At 53.5% G+C, this 17,572-nt stretch carries 15 protein-coding genes; 2 read left to right on the top strand and 13 right to left on the bottom strand.

The window, feature by feature from the left end; translation table 11 throughout:
- Positions 1 to 74: 74 nt before the first annotated feature.
- The 5 genes from rsmB to coaBC are packed head-to-tail and all read right to left on the bottom strand — an operon-like array spanning position 75 to position 6,889.
- Positions 75 to 1,682, bottom strand: a complete 1,608-nt coding sequence (gene rsmB / locus WH37_RS11030) for a 16S rRNA (cytosine(967)-C(5))-methyltransferase RsmB (protein ID WP_082110750.1) — start codon at positions 1,680 to 1,682, stop codon at positions 75 to 77.
- Positions 1,679 to 2,656, bottom strand: a complete 978-nt coding sequence (fmt, locus tag WH37_RS11025; RefSeq protein WP_046230611.1) for a methionyl-tRNA formyltransferase — start codon at positions 2,654 to 2,656, stop codon at positions 1,679 to 1,681. The genes rsmB and fmt overlap by 4 nt, the downstream gene beginning before the upstream one ends.
- A gap of 4 nt (positions 2,657 to 2,660) precedes the next feature.
- The gene (gene def / locus WH37_RS11020; RefSeq protein ID WP_046230610.1) at positions 2,661 to 3,146 is read right to left on the bottom strand and encodes a peptide deformylase; all 486 of its coding nucleotides are present in this window, start codon (positions 3,144 to 3,146) and stop codon (positions 2,661 to 2,663) included.
- A 27-nt stretch (positions 3,147 to 3,173) separates the two neighbouring features.
- Positions 3,174 to 5,669: a primosomal protein N' gene (gene priA, locus WH37_RS11015; protein ID WP_046230609.1), complete on the bottom strand. Its 2,496-nt coding sequence runs from the start codon at positions 5,667 to 5,669 to the stop codon at positions 3,174 to 3,176.
- Entirely contained in the window at positions 5,666 to 6,889 is a 1,224-nt protein-coding gene (gene coaBC / locus WH37_RS11010; RefSeq protein ID WP_046230608.1) for a bifunctional phosphopantothenoylcysteine decarboxylase/phosphopantothenate--cysteine ligase CoaBC, read from the bottom strand. The genes priA and coaBC overlap by 4 nt, the downstream gene beginning before the upstream one ends.
- Positions 6,890 to 7,228: 339 nt before the next feature.
- Between coaBC and WH37_RS11005 the strand changes: the two genes are divergently transcribed.
- A complete protein-coding gene (locus tag WH37_RS11005) occupies positions 7,229 to 8,134 on the top strand; it encodes a hypothetical protein (protein WP_046230607.1) in 906 nt (301 codons plus the stop codon).
- Positions 8,135 to 8,248: 114 nt separating this feature from the next.
- On the opposite strand, the gene WH37_RS11000 is transcribed toward WH37_RS11005, so the two are convergent.
- Positions 8,249 to 9,262, bottom strand: a complete 1,014-nt coding sequence (locus WH37_RS11000; protein WP_231594191.1) for a peptidoglycan-binding domain-containing protein — start codon at positions 9,260 to 9,262, stop codon at positions 8,249 to 8,251.
- 385 nt (positions 9,263 to 9,647) lie between these two features.
- Between WH37_RS11000 and WH37_RS10995 the strand changes: the two genes are divergently transcribed.
- The gene (locus WH37_RS10995) at positions 9,648 to 10,118 is read left to right on the top strand and encodes a GNAT family N-acetyltransferase (RefSeq protein ID WP_046230605.1); all 471 of its coding nucleotides are present in this window, start codon (positions 9,648 to 9,650) and stop codon (positions 10,116 to 10,118) included.
- Positions 10,119 to 10,200: 82 nt separating this feature from the next.
- On the opposite strand, the gene WH37_RS10990 is transcribed toward WH37_RS10995, so the two are convergent.
- The 7 genes from WH37_RS10990 to rhaI form a co-directional block, all read right to left on the bottom strand.
- Positions 10,201 to 10,908 carry a FadR/GntR family transcriptional regulator gene (locus WH37_RS10990; RefSeq protein ID WP_046230604.1) on the bottom strand — a complete coding sequence of 236 codons (708 nt, stop codon included), beginning with the start codon at positions 10,906 to 10,908 and terminating at the stop codon, positions 10,201 to 10,203.
- A gap of 48 nt (positions 10,909 to 10,956) precedes the next feature.
- Positions 10,957 to 11,685: a LutC/YkgG family protein gene (locus WH37_RS10985; RefSeq protein ID WP_046230603.1), complete on the bottom strand. Its 729-nt coding sequence runs from the start codon at positions 11,683 to 11,685 to the stop codon at positions 10,957 to 10,959.
- Complete coding sequence (locus WH37_RS10980) at positions 11,678 to 13,204, bottom strand: LutB/LldF family L-lactate oxidation iron-sulfur protein (protein ID WP_046230602.1); 1,527 nt, start codon at positions 13,202 to 13,204, stop codon at positions 11,678 to 11,680. Before WH37_RS10980 ends, WH37_RS10985 begins: the two co-directional genes overlap by 8 nt.
- Entirely contained in the window at positions 13,201 to 13,929 is a 729-nt protein-coding gene (locus WH37_RS10975) for a (Fe-S)-binding protein (protein WP_046230601.1), read from the bottom strand. The genes WH37_RS10980 and WH37_RS10975 overlap by 4 nt, the downstream gene beginning before the upstream one ends.
- 162 nt (positions 13,930 to 14,091) lie before the next feature.
- Entirely contained in the window at positions 14,092 to 14,850 is a 759-nt protein-coding gene (locus WH37_RS10970; RefSeq protein WP_046230600.1) for a DeoR/GlpR family DNA-binding transcription regulator, read from the bottom strand.
- Between the two features lie 28 nt (positions 14,851 to 14,878).
- Positions 14,879 to 16,345: a rhamnulokinase gene (locus WH37_RS10965; protein WP_046230599.1), complete on the bottom strand. Its 1,467-nt coding sequence runs from the start codon at positions 16,343 to 16,345 to the stop codon at positions 14,879 to 14,881.
- Positions 16,342 to 17,562: an L-rhamnose isomerase gene (gene rhaI / locus WH37_RS10960; protein WP_046230598.1), complete on the bottom strand. Its 1,221-nt coding sequence runs from the start codon at positions 17,560 to 17,562 to the stop codon at positions 16,342 to 16,344. Before rhaI ends, WH37_RS10965 begins: the two co-directional genes overlap by 4 nt.
- Positions 17,563 to 17,572 lie beyond the last annotated feature (10 nt).

Raw genomic sequence — 17,572 nt, 5'->3', positions numbered from 1 at the left:
CGACAAAGGCTCTCTACCTGCGCCGCTGATGATTTATTTTACCACAAACGTCCATCACGAACCACAGGCAACGGTTAGGCGCGCCTTAGCAGGCGGGCAATGAAGAAACCATCGCTGCCATAATGCTGCGGAAGCAGCTGCGCATAACCTTTAAACCCCTCGTCAATCGCTCCCGCCTCCTGCAAGGCATGAAGGATAGATTCCGGCCAATTGCGGTCCAGCTCAAATTCAGGATGCGCCTGCAGAAAATGCTCCACCTGCTCCTCATTCTCGGACCGTTCAATGGTGCATGTGCTGTAGACGAGCACACCGCCCGGCTTAACGAGACCGCTCACCGCTTCAAGCAGCTCGCGCTGAATGTCCGCAATAGCGGCTACATCAGCAGCCGTCTTCGTCCACTTGATTTCCGGCTTGCGCCGGATGACGCCAAAGCCCGAGCAAGGCGCATCCAGCAGCACAGCATCCATCGAACCACTGGCAAAACGCTCAGACAACTGCGCCGCGTCGCTTGTTATGGCCTCAACGTTCGTCAAACCGAGCCGCGAAGACTGATCAATAATAAGCTGCCGTTTATGCGGGTGCAAATCGTTCGCCCACACTTTGCCTTTATTGCCCATGAGCTCGGCCAAATGCGTCGTTTTGCCTCCCGGAGCAGCGCAGCAATCCAGCACCTGCATGCCAGCTGCTGGTGCAACGACCTCGGCCACGAGCATCGAGCTTTCATCCTGCATCGTCCACAGCCCTTCGCGAAAGCCGGCCGTATCCGCCAAGTTGCCGCCGCGGCGAATCGTAATGCCTGCGGAAGCAAGCGGCGATACGTCAGCGTCAAGTCCAAGCTCAGCAAGCTGGTCAATCGCTTCAGCTCTAGTTGCTCGAGCGGGGTTCACCCGCACGCTTGCATGCGGAGAATCATTGCCCGCCGCACAAATGGCTTCAGCCGTTTGCTCGCCGTAAGCAAGCACCCAGCGTTTAACGAGCCAGTCAGGGTAGGAATGGAGGATCGCGAGCTTTTCTGCCGGTGATCCAGCTTTAATTGCGGACGGCTCAAGCTCTGCCCGGCTGCGGTCCATACTGCGCAGCACGCCATTGACCATGCCGGAAATACCCTGATGACCCCGCTTCTTGGCAATGGCAACCGCTTCGTTAACTGCGGCATGAACCGGAATCCGGTCCAAATACAGCAGCTGGTAAGCACTCATCCGCAGCAGTTGATGCACCCACGGCTGCAGCTTATTGAAGCCTTTCGCCACGAAGCGCCCCAGCCAATAATCGAGCGTGCGCTGGTACTGAATCGTTCCATATACCAGCTCGGTAGCCAGGCCCGCATCCGCGCGCGATAGCTGAGCATCCTGCAGCGCCTGATTGAGCTTGAGATTGCTGTAAGCCCCGGCTCCTGCAACACTTACCAAAATATCCAGCGCCAGCTCCCTTGGGGTACGAGGAGCACGTGGCGAGCCGCTTTTGTGCGCTCCCGCCTGGCCTGCCGCACGATTGCTACCACTGGACGCTTGTCCTCCAGCAGATCCAGCAGAGCGGGATTTGTTACCTGATTTGCCCCCAGCTTGCGGGCGACGTCCTTGCGCAGCAGCCTTAGAAGAAGGCGCCGCTGAATTTTTCTGCTGCTGCGGCCGTCCAGCCTTTCCTGCTGCTTGCGCAGGCTTGACTTGCTTTTGCTCACTCATAGCTCTGCACCGCTTGTCTCGCTTGCTTCGCCGAAGACAGTGCCTTCAGCCAGCCGTGAGCCTTTCAGCCATTCAGCTGCCGACATCGCTTTTTTGCCTGCTGGCTGAATTTGCGTAAGAACGAGTACGCCTTCACCCGTTTGTACGGTGATGCCGGCTCCACCCGCTTCGCGCACCGTTCCTAGCCGCGCTGCAGCAGCACTGTCAGCACCAGCGGGCTCCACAGGCTTCGCGCAAGCCCATACTTTGAACAGCTCGCCGTTCAAATAAGTGAATGCACCGGCCATCGGTGACAGGCCGCGCACTTGATTATAAATTTGGCGGGCAGATTTCGCCCAATCAATCCGTTCATCCTCACGCGACAAATTCGGCGCATAAGTAGCGAGCTCGTGCTGCTGCTCCGTTGCCGTCGCAACGCCTGAAATAATGCCTGGCAGCGTCTGCTCCAGCAGCTCCGCTCCAGCAGCGCTAAGCTTCTCAAACAGCGAGCCCGATGTATCCTCATCGGTAATGGCGACTTCGACCTTGCTGATCATATCGCCAGTGTCCAGTCCTTCAGCCATATACATAATCGTTACGCCAGTTACCGTCTCTCCATTAATAATGGCACGCTGAATCGGCGCCCCGCCGCGATAGCGAGGCAGCAGCGAGCCATGAACGTTGATGCAGCCAAGACGCGGCAGCTCCAGCACACCTTTAGGCAAAATCTGCCCATAAGCAGCGGTCACAATTAAATCAGGACGATACTGTGCCAGCGCCTGGGCCGCTTCGCTGCTGCGCATGCGCTCAGGCTGCAAAACGGGCAAGCCTAAAGCCAGTGCCGCTTCTTTCACAGGCGGAGGCGTAAGCGTCCGCTTACGCCCCTTTGGACGATCCGGCTGCGTGACAACTGCCACGACCTCATAGCCTTTATTGATTAACAACTGCAAAGAAGGGACGGCGAACTCCGGCGTCCCCATAAATACAATACGCATGGCTTTATTCGCCGCCTTTTTTCTGTCTTTCGGAAATATCGTACACGCTCTCAGCGAGATCCGTGAACAAAATGCCGTTCAAATGGTCAACCTCATGCTGAAACGCACGCGAGAGGAAGCCTTGCGCTTCAACCGTAAACGTCTCGCCATCGGAATTTTGGCCTTTTACGACGATGCGGTCTGAACGCATCACATCTCCGTTTAAGTTCGGAATACTCAGGCAGCCCTCAGGTCCGAGCTGCTCGCCTTCTTCTTCCACGATGACCGGATTGACCATTTCGATCAGTCCATTTTCATCGCCGATATCTACCACGATGACACGCTTGGAAATGCCGACCTGCGGAGCCGCAAGACCAACGCCATCAGCGTCATACATCGTTTCCGCCATATCTTTAAGCAGCTTTTTCAAGTTGGAATTAAATTTAGTAACTTCCATAGCTGGCTCCCGCAAAACGGGATCAGGATCTTTAACAATAATACGAATGGCCATTGCCGTTCCCTTCCTTTACGACGAAATCTATAAAATGACTTGCGGGTCTACATCAATGCTGAACTGCACGAGCTTCTGCGGCGAGCCTGCAACGAATGGCGCAAGAGCAGCGCGCAGAAGCGCAGGCACATCAATGTTCCCCCGATATTTTATCACACATTGAAAACGGTAGCGATCTTTCATTCTCGATATAGGCGATGCGACTGGTCCAAGCACCTCAAGCGCACGCGGCAAACCCGCTCCAAGCGGCCCTAAAACGCCTTCTTCAGCCGCCAGCTCGCGCAGCCGCTCCGCAAACTGCTCTGACACCGAGGACAGCAGCGCAAGCTGCTCATGCGACATCGTCACTAGAACAAGCCGGCAATAAGGCGGATAGCCCATAACGCCACGATGCTTGAGCTCCTCTTCAACAAAGCGGATGTAATCATGCTTTTGCGCGGTCGTAACCGCATAATGCTCGGGTGAATACGTCTGGACTACGACCTCCCCTGGCAGCTGATGGCGGCCAGCACGGCCTGCCACCTGCGTCAGCAGCTGAAACGTCCGTTCCGCTGAGCGAAAATCAGGCAAATTTAGCGACGTATCTGCCGCAATAACACCTACGAGGGTAACGAATGGAAAATCAAGCCCCTTCGCTACCATCTGCGTGCCAAGCAGCACATCCGCTTCACGGTCTCCGAAGCGCTTCAGCAGCTTCTCATGCGCGTTTTTCTCCGTCGTCGTGTCCACATCCATTCGAATAACCCGAATGCCGGGAAACAGCTTTGCCAGCTCTTCTTCTACGCGCTGCGTCCCCGTACCGAAAAAACGGATATGCTCGCTCTCGCAGGATGGACAGGTTTGCGGCGCCTGCTCGGCATGACCGCAATAATGGCAGCGCAGCAGCCGCGACTTCTGATGATACGTCAGCGAAATATCGCAGTGCGGACAAAGCGCTGTGTAGCCGCAGGAACGGCACATGACGAAGGTTGAATAGCCACGCCGGTTGAGCAGCAGCACAGTCTGCTCGCCTCGCTCCAGCCGCTGTACAAGCCCTTCATGCAGCGTTCGGCTGAACATCGAGCGATTGCCTGCTGCAAGCTCCGCACGCATGTCAATGACCGTAACAGGCGGCAGCGGTCTGCCCAAGGCGCGGTCTGGCATCGGCAGCAGCGACGATTCGCGCCCTTCTGCCGGACGCCTGCTCGCCGCCGCATATGATTCCAGCGATGGCGTCGCCGAGCCCAGTACAACAGCCGCGCCATGCTGCCTTGCACGCTGGACAGATACATCTCTAGCATGATATTTCGGGCTCTCCTCCTGCTTGTAGGAAGATTCATGCTCCTCGTCAATAATGACGAGGCCGATGCGTTCAAACGGTGCAAAAATCGCCGAGCGGGCGCCAATGGCTACCTGTACTTTGCGGCTTCTAATTTTGCGCCATTCATCATAGCGCTCTCCATTGGACAAGCGGCTGTGCAGCACCGCTACCGCATCGCCAAAACGCCCTTTAAACCGCTCGACCATTTGCGGGGTAAGCGCAATTTCCGGGACAAGCACAATCGCCTGCTTGCCTTGCTTTAGACAATGCTGGATCGCTTGCAAATAGACCTCGGTTTTGCCGCTACCTGTCACACCATGCAGCAGCAATACTTGCGGCTCACCGCGCGTGACCGCATCTGCTATGCGGGTGTATACGCTCTGCTGCCCCTCGGTGAGCGGCAGCGGAACCGTACGCTCGAACTCGCGGCTCGCATAAGGGTCGCGCTGCTGCTCGATTTCCCGCAGCTCCAGCAAGCCTTTGGCTGCAACCGCGCGCACGCTCGCTGGCGATCCGCCTGCTTCTGCGAGCAGCGCTTGCAGCGCAATTGGCTCGCCCCGCTCCAGCATGAAGGCAAGCAGTTCCCGCTGCTTGCCCGCCTTTGTCGGCCATGCTGCTAGCGCCTCCGCAGCCGCTGCCTTATCCGCAGGCGGAAACACCGTAAGCACCTTGCGAATCGCCAAACGGTCGCGAATCGCTGTCTGCTCGAGCAGTACGCCTTCTTCCAGCGCCGCTTTAATATCCGGCGCGTATTGCGGGAACCGCTCCTTCAGCGATTCAAGCTTCGTCTGCCGCTGCCGCGAGAGCATATCCAGCAGCTCCTGCGGCAAGCGGCTTGCCAGCTGCTCAAGCTCCTCATCCAGCGAGTCGTTCAACGACACATAACGCTCGGCCTTGCCTTTAAGCGCAGCGGGTATCATCGCTTGCAGCGCGGTTGTCCAGGAGCAGCAATATTTGTCGCTCATCCATTTGGCTAGTCCGATCAAGTCAGGAAGCAGCGGCGGCAGCGGATCAAGCAGCTCGGCAACCGCCTTGAGGCGGCGACTGTCAACTTCCGCCTCTGCCGCCAGCTCCACAACGAAGCCTTGCAGCACGCGGCCGCCGAATGGCACGCCAACCCGGCTTCCCACCTCAATCCAGCCGGACATTGCGGAGGGCACCTCATAATCGAATGGCCGATCCGTCTGGCGGCTCGGCACGTCTACTATCACTCTTGCAATCATTCGCCAAAGCTCCTGCTCTGCGGGAGATGCGGCAGCCGCTGCACCGCGACTTCCAAAATGCGACTTGCCGTTTCGCGCTTGGACAATAACGGAAGCTCCTGGATCAAGCCTTCCTTCCCATACAGCTGCACAATGTTCGTATCGCCATTGAAGCCTGCCCCTTCCGCGCTCACATCATTGGCTACGATGAGATCGCAGTTTTTGCGCGTCAGCTTATCCATCGCATAATGCGCGATCTGCTGAGTTTCCGCGGCGAAGCCAACGAGCAGCTGATGCGTCTTGCGCTCGCCAAGCAGCTGCAAAATATCCGTAGTCCGCTCTAGCTCAAGCGTCAGCGTCTCTCCCGTCTTTTTCAGCTTCTGCTCCTGCTGCCGCGCTGGGCGGTAATCGGCAACGGCCGCCGCTTTGACGACGATATCGGCCGTTTCAAAATGCGCGGTGACGGCCTCCAGCATTTGCTGGGCGGATTCAATCTGAACCAGCTTCACGCCTGCAGGCGGCTCTACAGTTGTTCGCCCCGCGACTACTGTGACCTCTGCGCCCATCAGCAGCGCAGCCTCCGCGATGGCAAAGCCCATTTTGCCCGAGGAATCATTGGTCAAATATCGCACGGGATCAAGCCGCTCCATCGTACCTCCAGCAGTAACAAGCACATGCTTGCCTGCAAGCTTGCGGCTCCGGCTGAACCACTCCTCAATCGCATGTACGATTTCCTCCGGCTCGGCAAGCCTTCCTTTCGCCACATAACCACAGGCAAGCTGTCCCTCGCCCGGGTCCACGAACATGACACCCCGATCCACCAGTGTCTGTAAATTTTGCGCCACTGCCGGATGCTCATACATATGCACATTCATGGCTGGAGCGACAAGCACCGGGCTCGTTGCCGCAAGCAGCGTTGTGCTGAGCATATCATCGGCAAGCCCATTTGCCATTTTGCCAATGGCATTTGCAGTGGCTGGAGCAACAACGATGAGATCGGCATGATCGGCCAAATGAATATGCGACACGACCGCGGGATCCCTCTCGTCAAAGGTATCGATATGCACCGGATTGCGCGAAAGCGTCTGGAGCGTCAGCGGCGTAATGAAACGAGCTGCGGATTCAGTCATAATGACGTGCACCTTAGCACCTGCTTGCACCAGCCGGCTGCAAAGCGTAGCTGCTTTATAGGCTGCAATCCCGCCTGTGATTCCTAATATAATTGTTTTATTTGTAAGCATGGCCCATCCCCCATTACAACAATGCTCTTAATCTATGGTATTGACTAATTTGTGCAAGCCCATTCCTTGTATATTAGCTTCCAACGCAAGGCAGCAGCTCGTTTTCTTCAAGTTTGACGGCGCTTTGCCGCACCCAAGTCGCTAGTTTTGAAGCTAGCTTTTTCCTATCATACCATATGATCACTGAATCCGCAGTCTGTTCGATGCCGGCTCCTTCTCGCCCAGCATTCGCGCTCCCATCTGCTGACAACCGCGAAAATTGGCATTTGTCTGCTTAAATCCGTATACTAGAGGGTAGGATTTATACTGATATTTTTAAATAATAGTCGAGGTGACCCCATGGAAGATGTAAAACAAGCCTACGCGAAGCTGGGCCTTCCCGAAAACGCTTCAAAAGAAGAGGTCGAGAAGCGCTATACCCTCTTGCTTCGCCAATCCCGCTCCCGGACGCAGACCACAGGCAATGGGGAGACAACGGCAGATGAATTCAGCCAAGTGACCGCCGCCTATAAACGGATACTTGAAGCGGAAGACCAGAAGTTCAAGCAAGCGTTCAATGAGAAGGAGTATGGAAAGTTTAAAAATATGGCGTCTGCCGCAGAGAAAACCGACCATTTCTGGCGCTACTATAAATACCATGTTTTCGGCGGAATTGTGGCGATTGCTCTTATCATCTATGGCGTTATCGCTTATATGGATCATCGCGAGGAGCAGCGCTATCTTGCCAGCCTGCCGCCGGTGGATTTGTCGGTCATGTATTTTGGCGAGTTTTTTACAGAGGACAATAAGCAGGACATGGCTGTACTCGAGCAATCGCTGCTGGACAAGTTCCCAGAATGGAAACGGTTTAAAGTTAACTTGACCTATGTGCCGCTTGATGCTAAAGATGCGGTCGATATGGCTTCCCAGCAAAAAGCGATGGTCGTCCTGGCAACGGAAAAGCCGGATATCTATATTCTCGATACGGCCAGCTTCGACTGGATTAGCCCGCAGGGCATCCTTCGAAACCTTGATGATGCCGTGAGCGGCGAGCTGAAATCCTCGGTTACTGAGAGCGAGCTGGTCAAAAAAACGACGAAGGATGAACCAGACGAGCATGTATACGGCATCGATATCAGCAGCAGCCCGCTGGTGAAAAACCTTTCCGTGCTTACGCCGAAAAACTATATCGTTGGCGTCCGTGTGAATAGCGAGAACACAGATAAAGCGATTCAATTTATCGACAAGTTTTTGCAAGCGAAATAGTTGCCACTCCTTATTCAGCTTTTGAAAAGTAACCATATAAAAAACGAGCCTATAGAATCCCATCTATGGCTCGTTTTTTTATATTAACGGAATGATTCGCTCTTTTCACTTCATTTAGTAATATGATTTTGGTGTTGGTGCTACAGTTGGCGCTGGTGTTGAAGTCGGCGCCGGCAATGCAGTTGGTGCTTGGCTTGTACTTGGTGCTGGAATTGTAGTTGGCGCTGGCGTTACAATTGGAGCAGGCTTTGTACTAGGTGCTTGTCCTCCACCTTGACCGGCTCCGCCGCCAATCCCTTGGCCTCCGCCTTGACCGGCTCCTCCACCAATCCCTTGGCCTCCGCCTTGACCGGCTCCTCCACCGATTCCTTGGCCTCCGCCTTGACCGGTTCCGCCGCCAATCCCTTGGCCTCCGCCTTGACCGGCTCCGCCGCCAATCCCTTGGCCTCCGCCTTGACCGGCTCCTCCACCGATTCCTTGGCCTCCGCCTTGACCAGCTCCTCCGCCGATTCCTTGGCCTCCGCCTTGACCGGCTCCTCCACCGATTCCTTGGCCTCCGCCTTGACCGGCTCCGCCGCCGATTCCTTGGCCTCCACCTTGACCGGCTCCTCCACCGATTCCTTGGCCTCCACCTTGACCGGCTCCTCCACCGATCCCTTGGCCTCCGCCTTGACCGGCTCCGCCGCCGATCCCTTGGCCCCCGCCTTCACCTTTGATGCGGTAGTTGCCTTTCGCTCCACTTTTCGCCTTTGCTCCCGAAGGAAACTTTACTTGGCCGTAAGCATAAGTAATGGACTGGAAAGTCCGGCTGTCGACTGCACCGGTAACCGGAAGCCCATGCATTTTCTGAAAATACTTAACTCCCTTTACCGTCATATTGTCGAATTTTCCGTTGATCGGGCCAGCATAGCTTCCCATTGATTTCAGCATCCCCTGAATGACATAAACATCCGGCCCATGATCCCCTTTTCCAAAAGCCATGCTTGTGCTCGGCATGCTCATCATCAAAGCAACGGCCAAAAGTAATGCCCCAATCGTTTTTCCCAATTTCCTGCGGGAGGAAATGCTCCAGTCCCATTTCATGGAGTAGACACCGTCCTTCTTTAAATTTTGATTTTGTTTTGCCACAAGCCTTACTATTCCCAACTTTTTAATTTCATTCCGTGATTTGCGAAAAATCGGTTTTGTATTGTAATTTAATCTAGCCTTTTTAAAGGGAATACATAATAATTGAGGCATATGTAACAAATATATAAGTTGAACGAAAGAAAGCGATGGGGGGGAGAAACGAAAGAGAAAGGTTGGAACTGGAGAGAGCCACAGCTTTCCGTAGGAAAGCCGTTTCGAAAGCATGGACTGTTGTTTTCGGCTTCAACCTTAACGAGGAGTAAATCTAGAAATCTGAAAACAACAGCGGCCGGAAGTCCACCTTTTCACGCAGCGGCGACCATCGCCCTCACGCTAATCAATCTTTCAACTTATATAGATTTTTTTGAAATGGGGGGATTTATCTATGTACACATACCAATCATTGCAAACGAGCGATCTGCCGATGATCGCTACTTTCCCACAAAACGAAGATGAATTATTTTATATGTTTCCGTCGGCAATCTACCCTTTAACGCCTGAGCAAATATTGAAAAATCTTCCTAACCGGCTGGAGCCGACGGTCATTATGCATGGGGCGACCGTCGCCTGCTACGCCAACTTCTATAAGGATGACAACAAAGACTGCTGGCTGGGCAATGTCATTGTCTCCCCTGATTATCGGGGCAAAGGAGCGGCGAGCTTTTTGATCGGAACGATGGAAATGATCGCCAAGGAAAAATTAAACGTAACGAAGCTGAACCTTTTATGCCATAACACCAATACGAGAGGACTGCTTTTTTACAAAAAGCTAGGCTATAAGCCTTTCGATATCTCATTAAGATTCAGGCCATCTGGGGAGCATGTGGCGTGTGTGCATATGGAAAAGCATCTTTAAATAGCAAAGCAGTCATTTAACAGCAAAGCAGCAAAAAACGGCAGCTCTGGACGTTAATACCCGTCAGAACTGCCGCTGCTGATCAAACATATTTCATTAAAATGCTTTCGACGTGATGCAGATGCTGCCGCATCGACAGCGAAGCCGCTTCGGCGTCCTGCGCTTCAACCGCTTTAAAAATCGCCAAATGCTCCTCATAGAGCTGCTCCGCAACCGAGCGATTCGCATACAGCTCCACCCTGCGAATTTCGCGAATGGCGGTTTCCACTTGATTCATAACCGTCTCAAAAAGCTGCACCAAAATCGTATTATGCGTCGCTTTAACAAGCGTCAAATGGAATAACAGGTCGGTGCGCTCCCCTTCCAGATCATTGCCCGCAGCTGACTTCATTTGGACGACTAGCTCCTTCAGCACAGCCAAATCCTCCTCCGTCCGTTTCGACGAAGCGATGGCGGCATTCGATACCTCGAACGATTGACGCGCCTCCAGCAGCTCCAATAAGGTTTGGCGATTCATGCGCAGCGATTGCAGCTCGGGCAGCTCAAACTCCGAGGGCAGCGTGCTTATGACCGTGCAGCCGCCACCTTGGCGAATGTCAATAAGCCCCATCGCTTTAAGCGCACTGAGCGCTTCTCTGGTCGTAGACCGCCCTACCCCAAATCGCTCGGACATCTCCTTAGTGGAAGGCAGCTTGTCTCCGACCTTAAGCTCCCCATTTACGATCATACGTTTAATTTGCGCCGTTATTTCCTCGTAGTGGTTCCGCTTTGTCAGCTTCGTTACTTGCAAGCCACCCGCCTCCTTCTCCTAAATTCACTTGAAAAACAAACCGAAAACCTATCCGACCAGCAGCGCATAAACGACGCCGGGACCATGAACACCAATCGTCAAGTCATTTTCAATATCGGAAGAGCGGCTTGGCCCCGAAATAAAATGAATGCCAGCCGGCAAGCTTTCACGGCCCGCTTCATCCAGAGGAATTAAAATCTCTCCAAGCTTCGTCTTCAGCCGCTCCAGCGGAATAATGACGATTAGAACGGTTGGAAGCAGGCTGACTGAACGCCCCTTGTCCTTTCCAGACAAAACCGCAATAGATGACGTATAGGCAGCCGCATAATCAGCTACAACAACACCAAAATCCGCTTCTGCCGCGCGCGCTTTCCAATTTTCATTTTCATTGCTGTTCCATACGCTTAAGCTCACGTTAGGCAGTGCTTCTTCCAGCTTCATCTCGGCGAGCTCCGGCTGGTTTTGCCTAATGATGTAACGCGCACCAAGCTCCGTTGCCTTCTCCTTAATGAATTGCTTCGCTTCGTCCATCGTGGACAAATGGCTGACATGACCGCCATTACTATGAAAATTTGCTGTGAAGCGTTGGGTCCGCTCTTCCAGCGTCCATTCATACTCCTGCCAGAAGTCCGGGGCACCACGGAACGGATGCACCGGCTTTTCTAGCACGCGCGGACGTTTGAGCTTATGTGCGATATCATTCATAAAAGCTTCCTGCTTGCGGCGGGAATCCGTCGCAAGCTCCTCCAGCCATTGCTCATGCGTCTGTTCAGCCATGTCCATGCCCTCCTCCATCTTGCTCTCTGCTGCGAACGAGCTGCTCCATCCGGCTGCGTGCATCTGGACTCAGCTCATTCAGACCATGGCGAAGCTCCTCTTCGAGCGTACCCCATTTATCGCGGAAAGACTGCTTCGGCAGGCTTGGCGTAACGCGGTAGCTGTTCCAGCCCTTCAGCGGCCCCAGTTTAAGCCGGATTTCGCCATTGCGTGAAACGAGCCGCTGTCCCAGCTTGCCTAGCTTGACTACTCCCTTGAAGCGGCCCGAATTGCCCATAATGGCCGAAAATCCTTTCATGCCGCCCGCTTCCGCCAAATCGCGATGCCCGCCCTCTTGCTTGCGTCTGCGCAAATAAATGAGCATTTCATGCAGCGGAATTTTGACCGGGCATGCTTCATAGCAGGCGCCGCAAAGGCTGGAGGCGTTGGCGATATCATCCCAATCGCCGACATTTTTCTGGAGTGCGGGCGTGAGCACTGCGCCAATAGGTCCGCTGTATGTCCCGCCATAGGCATGACCGCCGATGTGGCGGTATACCGGGCAAGCATTGAGGCAGGCACCGCAGCGAATGCAATTGAGCAGCTCCTGAAACTCAGGGTCGCCAAGCTGGTTCGAGCGCCCATTATCTACAATAATAATGTGCATTTCATCAGGCCCATCGGCGTCCACATCGCGGCGAGGTCCGGTAATGCCGGACATATACATCGTCAGCTTCTGCCCAGTCGCTGATCGCGGCAGCAGCGTCGCCATCACTTCGAGATCAGACCAAGAAGGAATAATCCGTTCCATGCCCATGAGCGTAATTTGCGTTTTCGGCACCGTCGTCACCATACGCGCGTTGCCTTCATTTTCAAACAAGACCATCGACCCGGTCTCCGCAATCGCAAAATTACAGCCCGTCATGCCGATGTCCGCTTCGAGAAACTTCTCGCGCAGCTTTTTGCGGACGAAGCCAGCCAAAATCGTCGTATCGGCCTCAAGCGTCTCGCCCGCTTCCTTCGACAGCAGCTCAGCGATCTGAAAGCGGTTTTTGTGAATAGCCGGGATAATAATATGCGAAGGCGTCTCTCCAGCAAGCTGAATAATATACTCGCCCAAATCGGTTTCGATAGCCTCGATTCCGAGCCCTTCCAGCGCATGATTGAGATGCAGCTCTTCCGTGACCATCGACTTGGACTTTACGACCGATTTCGCCTTTACCTGCTTGGCAATCGCAAGTGATACTTTCACCGCCTCAGCCGCCGTCGAAGCAAAATGCACATGAACGCCATTCGCCCGTGCATTGTCCGCGAACAAATTCAAGTAATAGTCCAGATGGGCAATCGTATGCAGACGAATTTGCCGTCCGCGTTCGCGCCATTCTTCCCAATTGCCATGCTCGGCTGTAGCCGCATGCTTGCCGTTGCGCAGGCGCTCCGTCGTAAATTTAACGGCCTTGCGCAAAAACTCGTCGTTTAACGCCAGATCTGCCCGTCCTTTGACCGTAGGCGGCACTTTCGTTCCGGTTGGTGCACTCATGCCTGCTTCACCCCTTCATACAATAGCTCAGCCAAATGCATCACTTTCACCGGTTCGTTGCGGTAGCGCAAATTTCCGGCGATATTCATCAGGCAGGCGAGATCAAGACCGACTAGCACCTCTGCTTCCGTCTCCAGCACATGGTCCGCCTTCTCCGTCACCATTGCGCCAGATATGTCCGCCATCTTGACGGCGAACGTTCCGCCGAACCCGCAGCAGTCCTCTGCAAAAGGCAGCGGCACAAGCTCCATTCCTTTGACGTGCCGCATCAGCTCAAGTGGCTCTTCCTTGATGCCAAGCAGGCGACTGCCGTGGCAGGATGGGTGATAGGTCACCTTGTGCGGGTACACCGCACCTACATCCTTCACCCCAAGCACCTGTACGAGGAACTGGGTGAATTCATAAGACTTCTGCTGGAGCTTATTTGCTCGTGCGAGCATAACGGGATCATTTTCAAACAGCTTCGGATAATGATGAATCATTCCTGTGCAGGAGCCGGAAGGCGAAATGACAAAATCGCTGTCCTCAAAAGCGTCCAAAATCGTCTTCGCTGATTCCCGCGCTTCCTTCCAATAGCCGCTGTTGAAGGCAGGCTGGCCGCAGCATGTTTGAACCGTTGGAAAATCGAGCCGTACGCCGCATTTCGCCAGCAGCCGTACCATCGCTTCACCGACTCTAGGATACATCGCGTCACTTAAACATGTAATAAATAAGGATACTTTCACCTTTAGCACCTCTTTTGCTCTGATGAATAACAAATGTATAATATCAGGTTGTCAGACAAGTTGGACAAAGCAAGCGGGACTGCAAATCGGCTGGAAAGTAACCGCATGCTGCAAACACTTCCCACCAACCTTTTGACAAATCCCGCTCGCTAGAATGCCACCTTACACAATCGTCAAATCCATTGACCTTGCTTTCAGCTCGGCAACGGTGTCCGCACCAATCCGTTTGTCCGTAATAATGGAATGGACGTCATTAAGCTCTGCTACCTGCGTAAAAGCTTGTACGCCGAACTTGCTGGAATCAGCCAGCAGTACGACCTGATCGGCAATGCCGATCATTTTCAGCTTAATACGTGCCTGCAGCTCGCTTGACTCGCTAATTCCCCGCTCCAAATGTACGCCCTTGCACGATAAAAACAGCTTATCAACATAATACGCATCAAGCGAGCGTTCCGCGAGCGGCCCAACGTAGGACAGCGAGCGCGAAGCGAGCAGCCCGCCTGTGGAGATCACCTCAATCTTCTCCTTCGTGCTTAGCTCCAGCGCGACCTTAATGGAATTGGTCAATACCGTGAGCGGTATATCAGGCAAATGCGAAGCCATGTACCAGGCCGTCGTACTGGCATCCAGTACAATCCTGTCCTTCGGCTTAATAAGCTTAATCGCTTCCTGCGCAATTTGCCGTTTTTCCTCCGCATGGGTAATTTCCCGCTCGGTAAAGGGCGTCTCCGGCTGCTGATCCTTCACGTTCACCGCGCCGCCGTGCGAACGCCGCAGCTTGCCTGCCTGCTCCAAGCGATCCAAATCGCGCCGTATCGTTTCTTCCGTTACGCCGCATAGCTCGCTGAGCTCGGACACTCTTATACTGCCTCTGTCATTCACCAGCTGTACGATTTTTTCATAACGCTCCGCAACCAGCATCAGCCGCCCTCCTTTCTTTCCAAAAAAACTACAGCCCCGTCACCTGTGTAAATCGGCCGTAAGCATCCTGCCATGCTTGCTGCTCCGCAGGCTCATAATGCTCAACCTCGAAGGAATCCCGAATCACTTTACGCGCTTCCCAAATATCAGCTAGCTCGCCGCGGGCAATCCATTGCACAATCATATTGCCGATTGCGCTGCCTTCAACCGGGCCGGCCCATACCGGCTTGCCGATCGCATTAGCCGTCCACTGGCAGAGAAGCTTATTCTGAATGCCGCCGCCTACCATATGCAGACCGTTGAACTGCTGCTCGGAAAGCTGCTCTGTTAATTCCAGCACATAACGATATTTTAACGCGAGGCTCTCCAATACACAACGCACAATTGCACCAGGGCTGCGATCAAGCTGCTGCCCCGTCTGCTCGCAATAGGCACGAATGCGCGCCTCCATGCCGCCTGGGGGCAAAAATACCGCTGCATCAGGATCGATAAAAGCAGTGAAAGGCTTCGCTTCTCCCGCCAGCTTTACAAGCTCAGCAAAGGATTGGCCGCGCCCCGCTTGATCCCATTCGCGCTTCAGCTCCTGGACGATCCAGAGGCCCATAATGTTTTTGAGCAGGCGGTACGTACCGTCTACGCCACCTTCATTCGTAAAGTTCAAGCGGTAGGCTGTCTCATTAATGACGGGACGCTCTACTTCTGTTCCCATCAGCGACCAGGTGCCGCAGCTCAAATATGCGAATGGACGCTGAAGCGCAGGCACAGCCGCAACCGCAGATCCTGTATCATGCTCGGCAACGGCGATAACCGGAATATTTCCAACGCCAAGCTCGGCGCTTACGGAAGGACGAATACGCCCAGCATCCGCTCCCGGCTGAACGACCTGCCCAAACATGCTGCGATTCAATCCAAGACGTTCAATCAGTTCTCCGTCCCAATCTCCTGTTAGCGGATTAAACATCTGAGTTGTTGTCGCATTGGAAAACTCATTAAGCATATCGCCCGTCAAATAATACCGCAGCAAATCTGGAATCATGAGAAAATGCTGGGCATCACGCAGCAGCGGCGATCCATTTTGCTGCAAAGCAGCGAGCTGATATATCGTATTAAAGCTTAAAAACTGAATGCCCGTCCGCTCGAAAATATCCGTCTGCGGAATTGCCGTAAAAACCTTCTCCATCATACCATCCGTGTGGCGGTCGCGGTAATGATAAGGATTTCCCAGCAGCTCGCCGCTGCTCCCAATAAGGCCAAAGTCTACAGCCCATGTATCAATGCCGATGCTTTGCGGCTCTACCTTCAATTGCTTGGCTTTGACCAAGCCTTGTTTAATCTCATAATACAAGCGAAGAACGTCCCAATGCAGACGCTCTCCCACTTGTACCGGATCATTCGAGAACCGATGTATTTCTTCCACTTCGATTTTGTTGTTAACGAGGCGGCCAAGCAGCGCTCTTCCGCTGCTCGCCCCCAAATCGTAAGCAAGAATGGTCACCAGCTGGCACCGCCCTTGCCTCTCGCTAGAATATCCTTGCCATAGCTGCTGTCCAAATACGCGCGCATTGGATCTAGCGGCAAGCCTTGCTCTTGACGAACAGCGTGCAGCAGCGGCGTAACGTCGAATTCGAACGCTTTGCGAACCGCGTCTTCAGCGCCAAGTACATCATCTCTGTTTTGCGCATCTGTTACTTCATCATGATTGATCAGCAGCGCTTTCGCGAATTGCGTCTGTACATTCAGTACCGAACGCAGCATCGCTGGAATTTTCTGTTCAATGCTGTGCGATTGGTCAATCATATAGGCGATATTGCTAACATTGTTGCGAATCGCCTCATCATTATCTTTGCTAGCTAGCAAAATTTGATAGAAAATCAGGAACAGCTCATAAGGATTCGTCGTTCCTACGATGAGATCATCATCCGCATATTTGCGGCTGTTAAAGTGGAAGCCGCCCAGACGCTTCTCGTCAATCAGGTAAGCGACGATATGTTCAATGTTTGCGCCCTGCAGATGATGCCCGGTATCCACAAGCACTTCTGCCTGCGGTCCAAGCTTCATCGCCAAATTATACGACATGCCCCAATCTGCGAGATCGGTGTGATAGAAAGCAGGCTCAAAGCATTTATATTCAATCAGCATCCGCATATGAGGATCAAGTGCACGGTACATTTCAGAAAGCGATTCCTGCATCCAAGCTTTACGCTTGCGAATATCACCTTGGCCCGGATAGTTTGTGCCGTCTGCAAACCAGAGGCTAATATCGCGCGAGCCTGTTTCTTTAGCGATTTGCACACATTCCAGCAAATGATCCGTCGCTTTGCGGCGAATTTTCTCATTCGCATTCGTTACGCTGCCGAGCATATATTCATCTTCCTGAAATAAATTCGGATTAACCGCACCGATCTTGAGGCCGAGGCTTTCCGCATGGCTTCTCAGCTTGCCATAATCGTCGACTTTGTCCCAAGGAATATGAATCGCAACCGATGGCGCCAGGCCCGTATAACGGTGTACCTGTGCTGCATCTTCGATTTTCTCAAACGGCGTGCGTGGAACGCCTTCCTTCTGATAAACCTTGAAGCGCGTACCTGAATCGCCATAGCCCCATGAAGGCGTTTCAATTTTAAGCGTTTTCAATTGCTCTTTGACGGCATCCAGATTAATACCTCTGGCCTTCTGCTGTTCTTCCAATAGCTGATACGCGCGATCGGACATGTTCAAACAC

It is taken from the genome of Paenibacillus algorifonticola (assembly GCF_000971975.1).
Taxonomy (GTDB): Bacteria; Bacillota; Bacilli; order Paenibacillales; family Paenibacillaceae; genus Pristimantibacillus; species Pristimantibacillus algorifonticola.
This window is presented reverse-complemented; position numbering and strand designations above follow the sequence as displayed.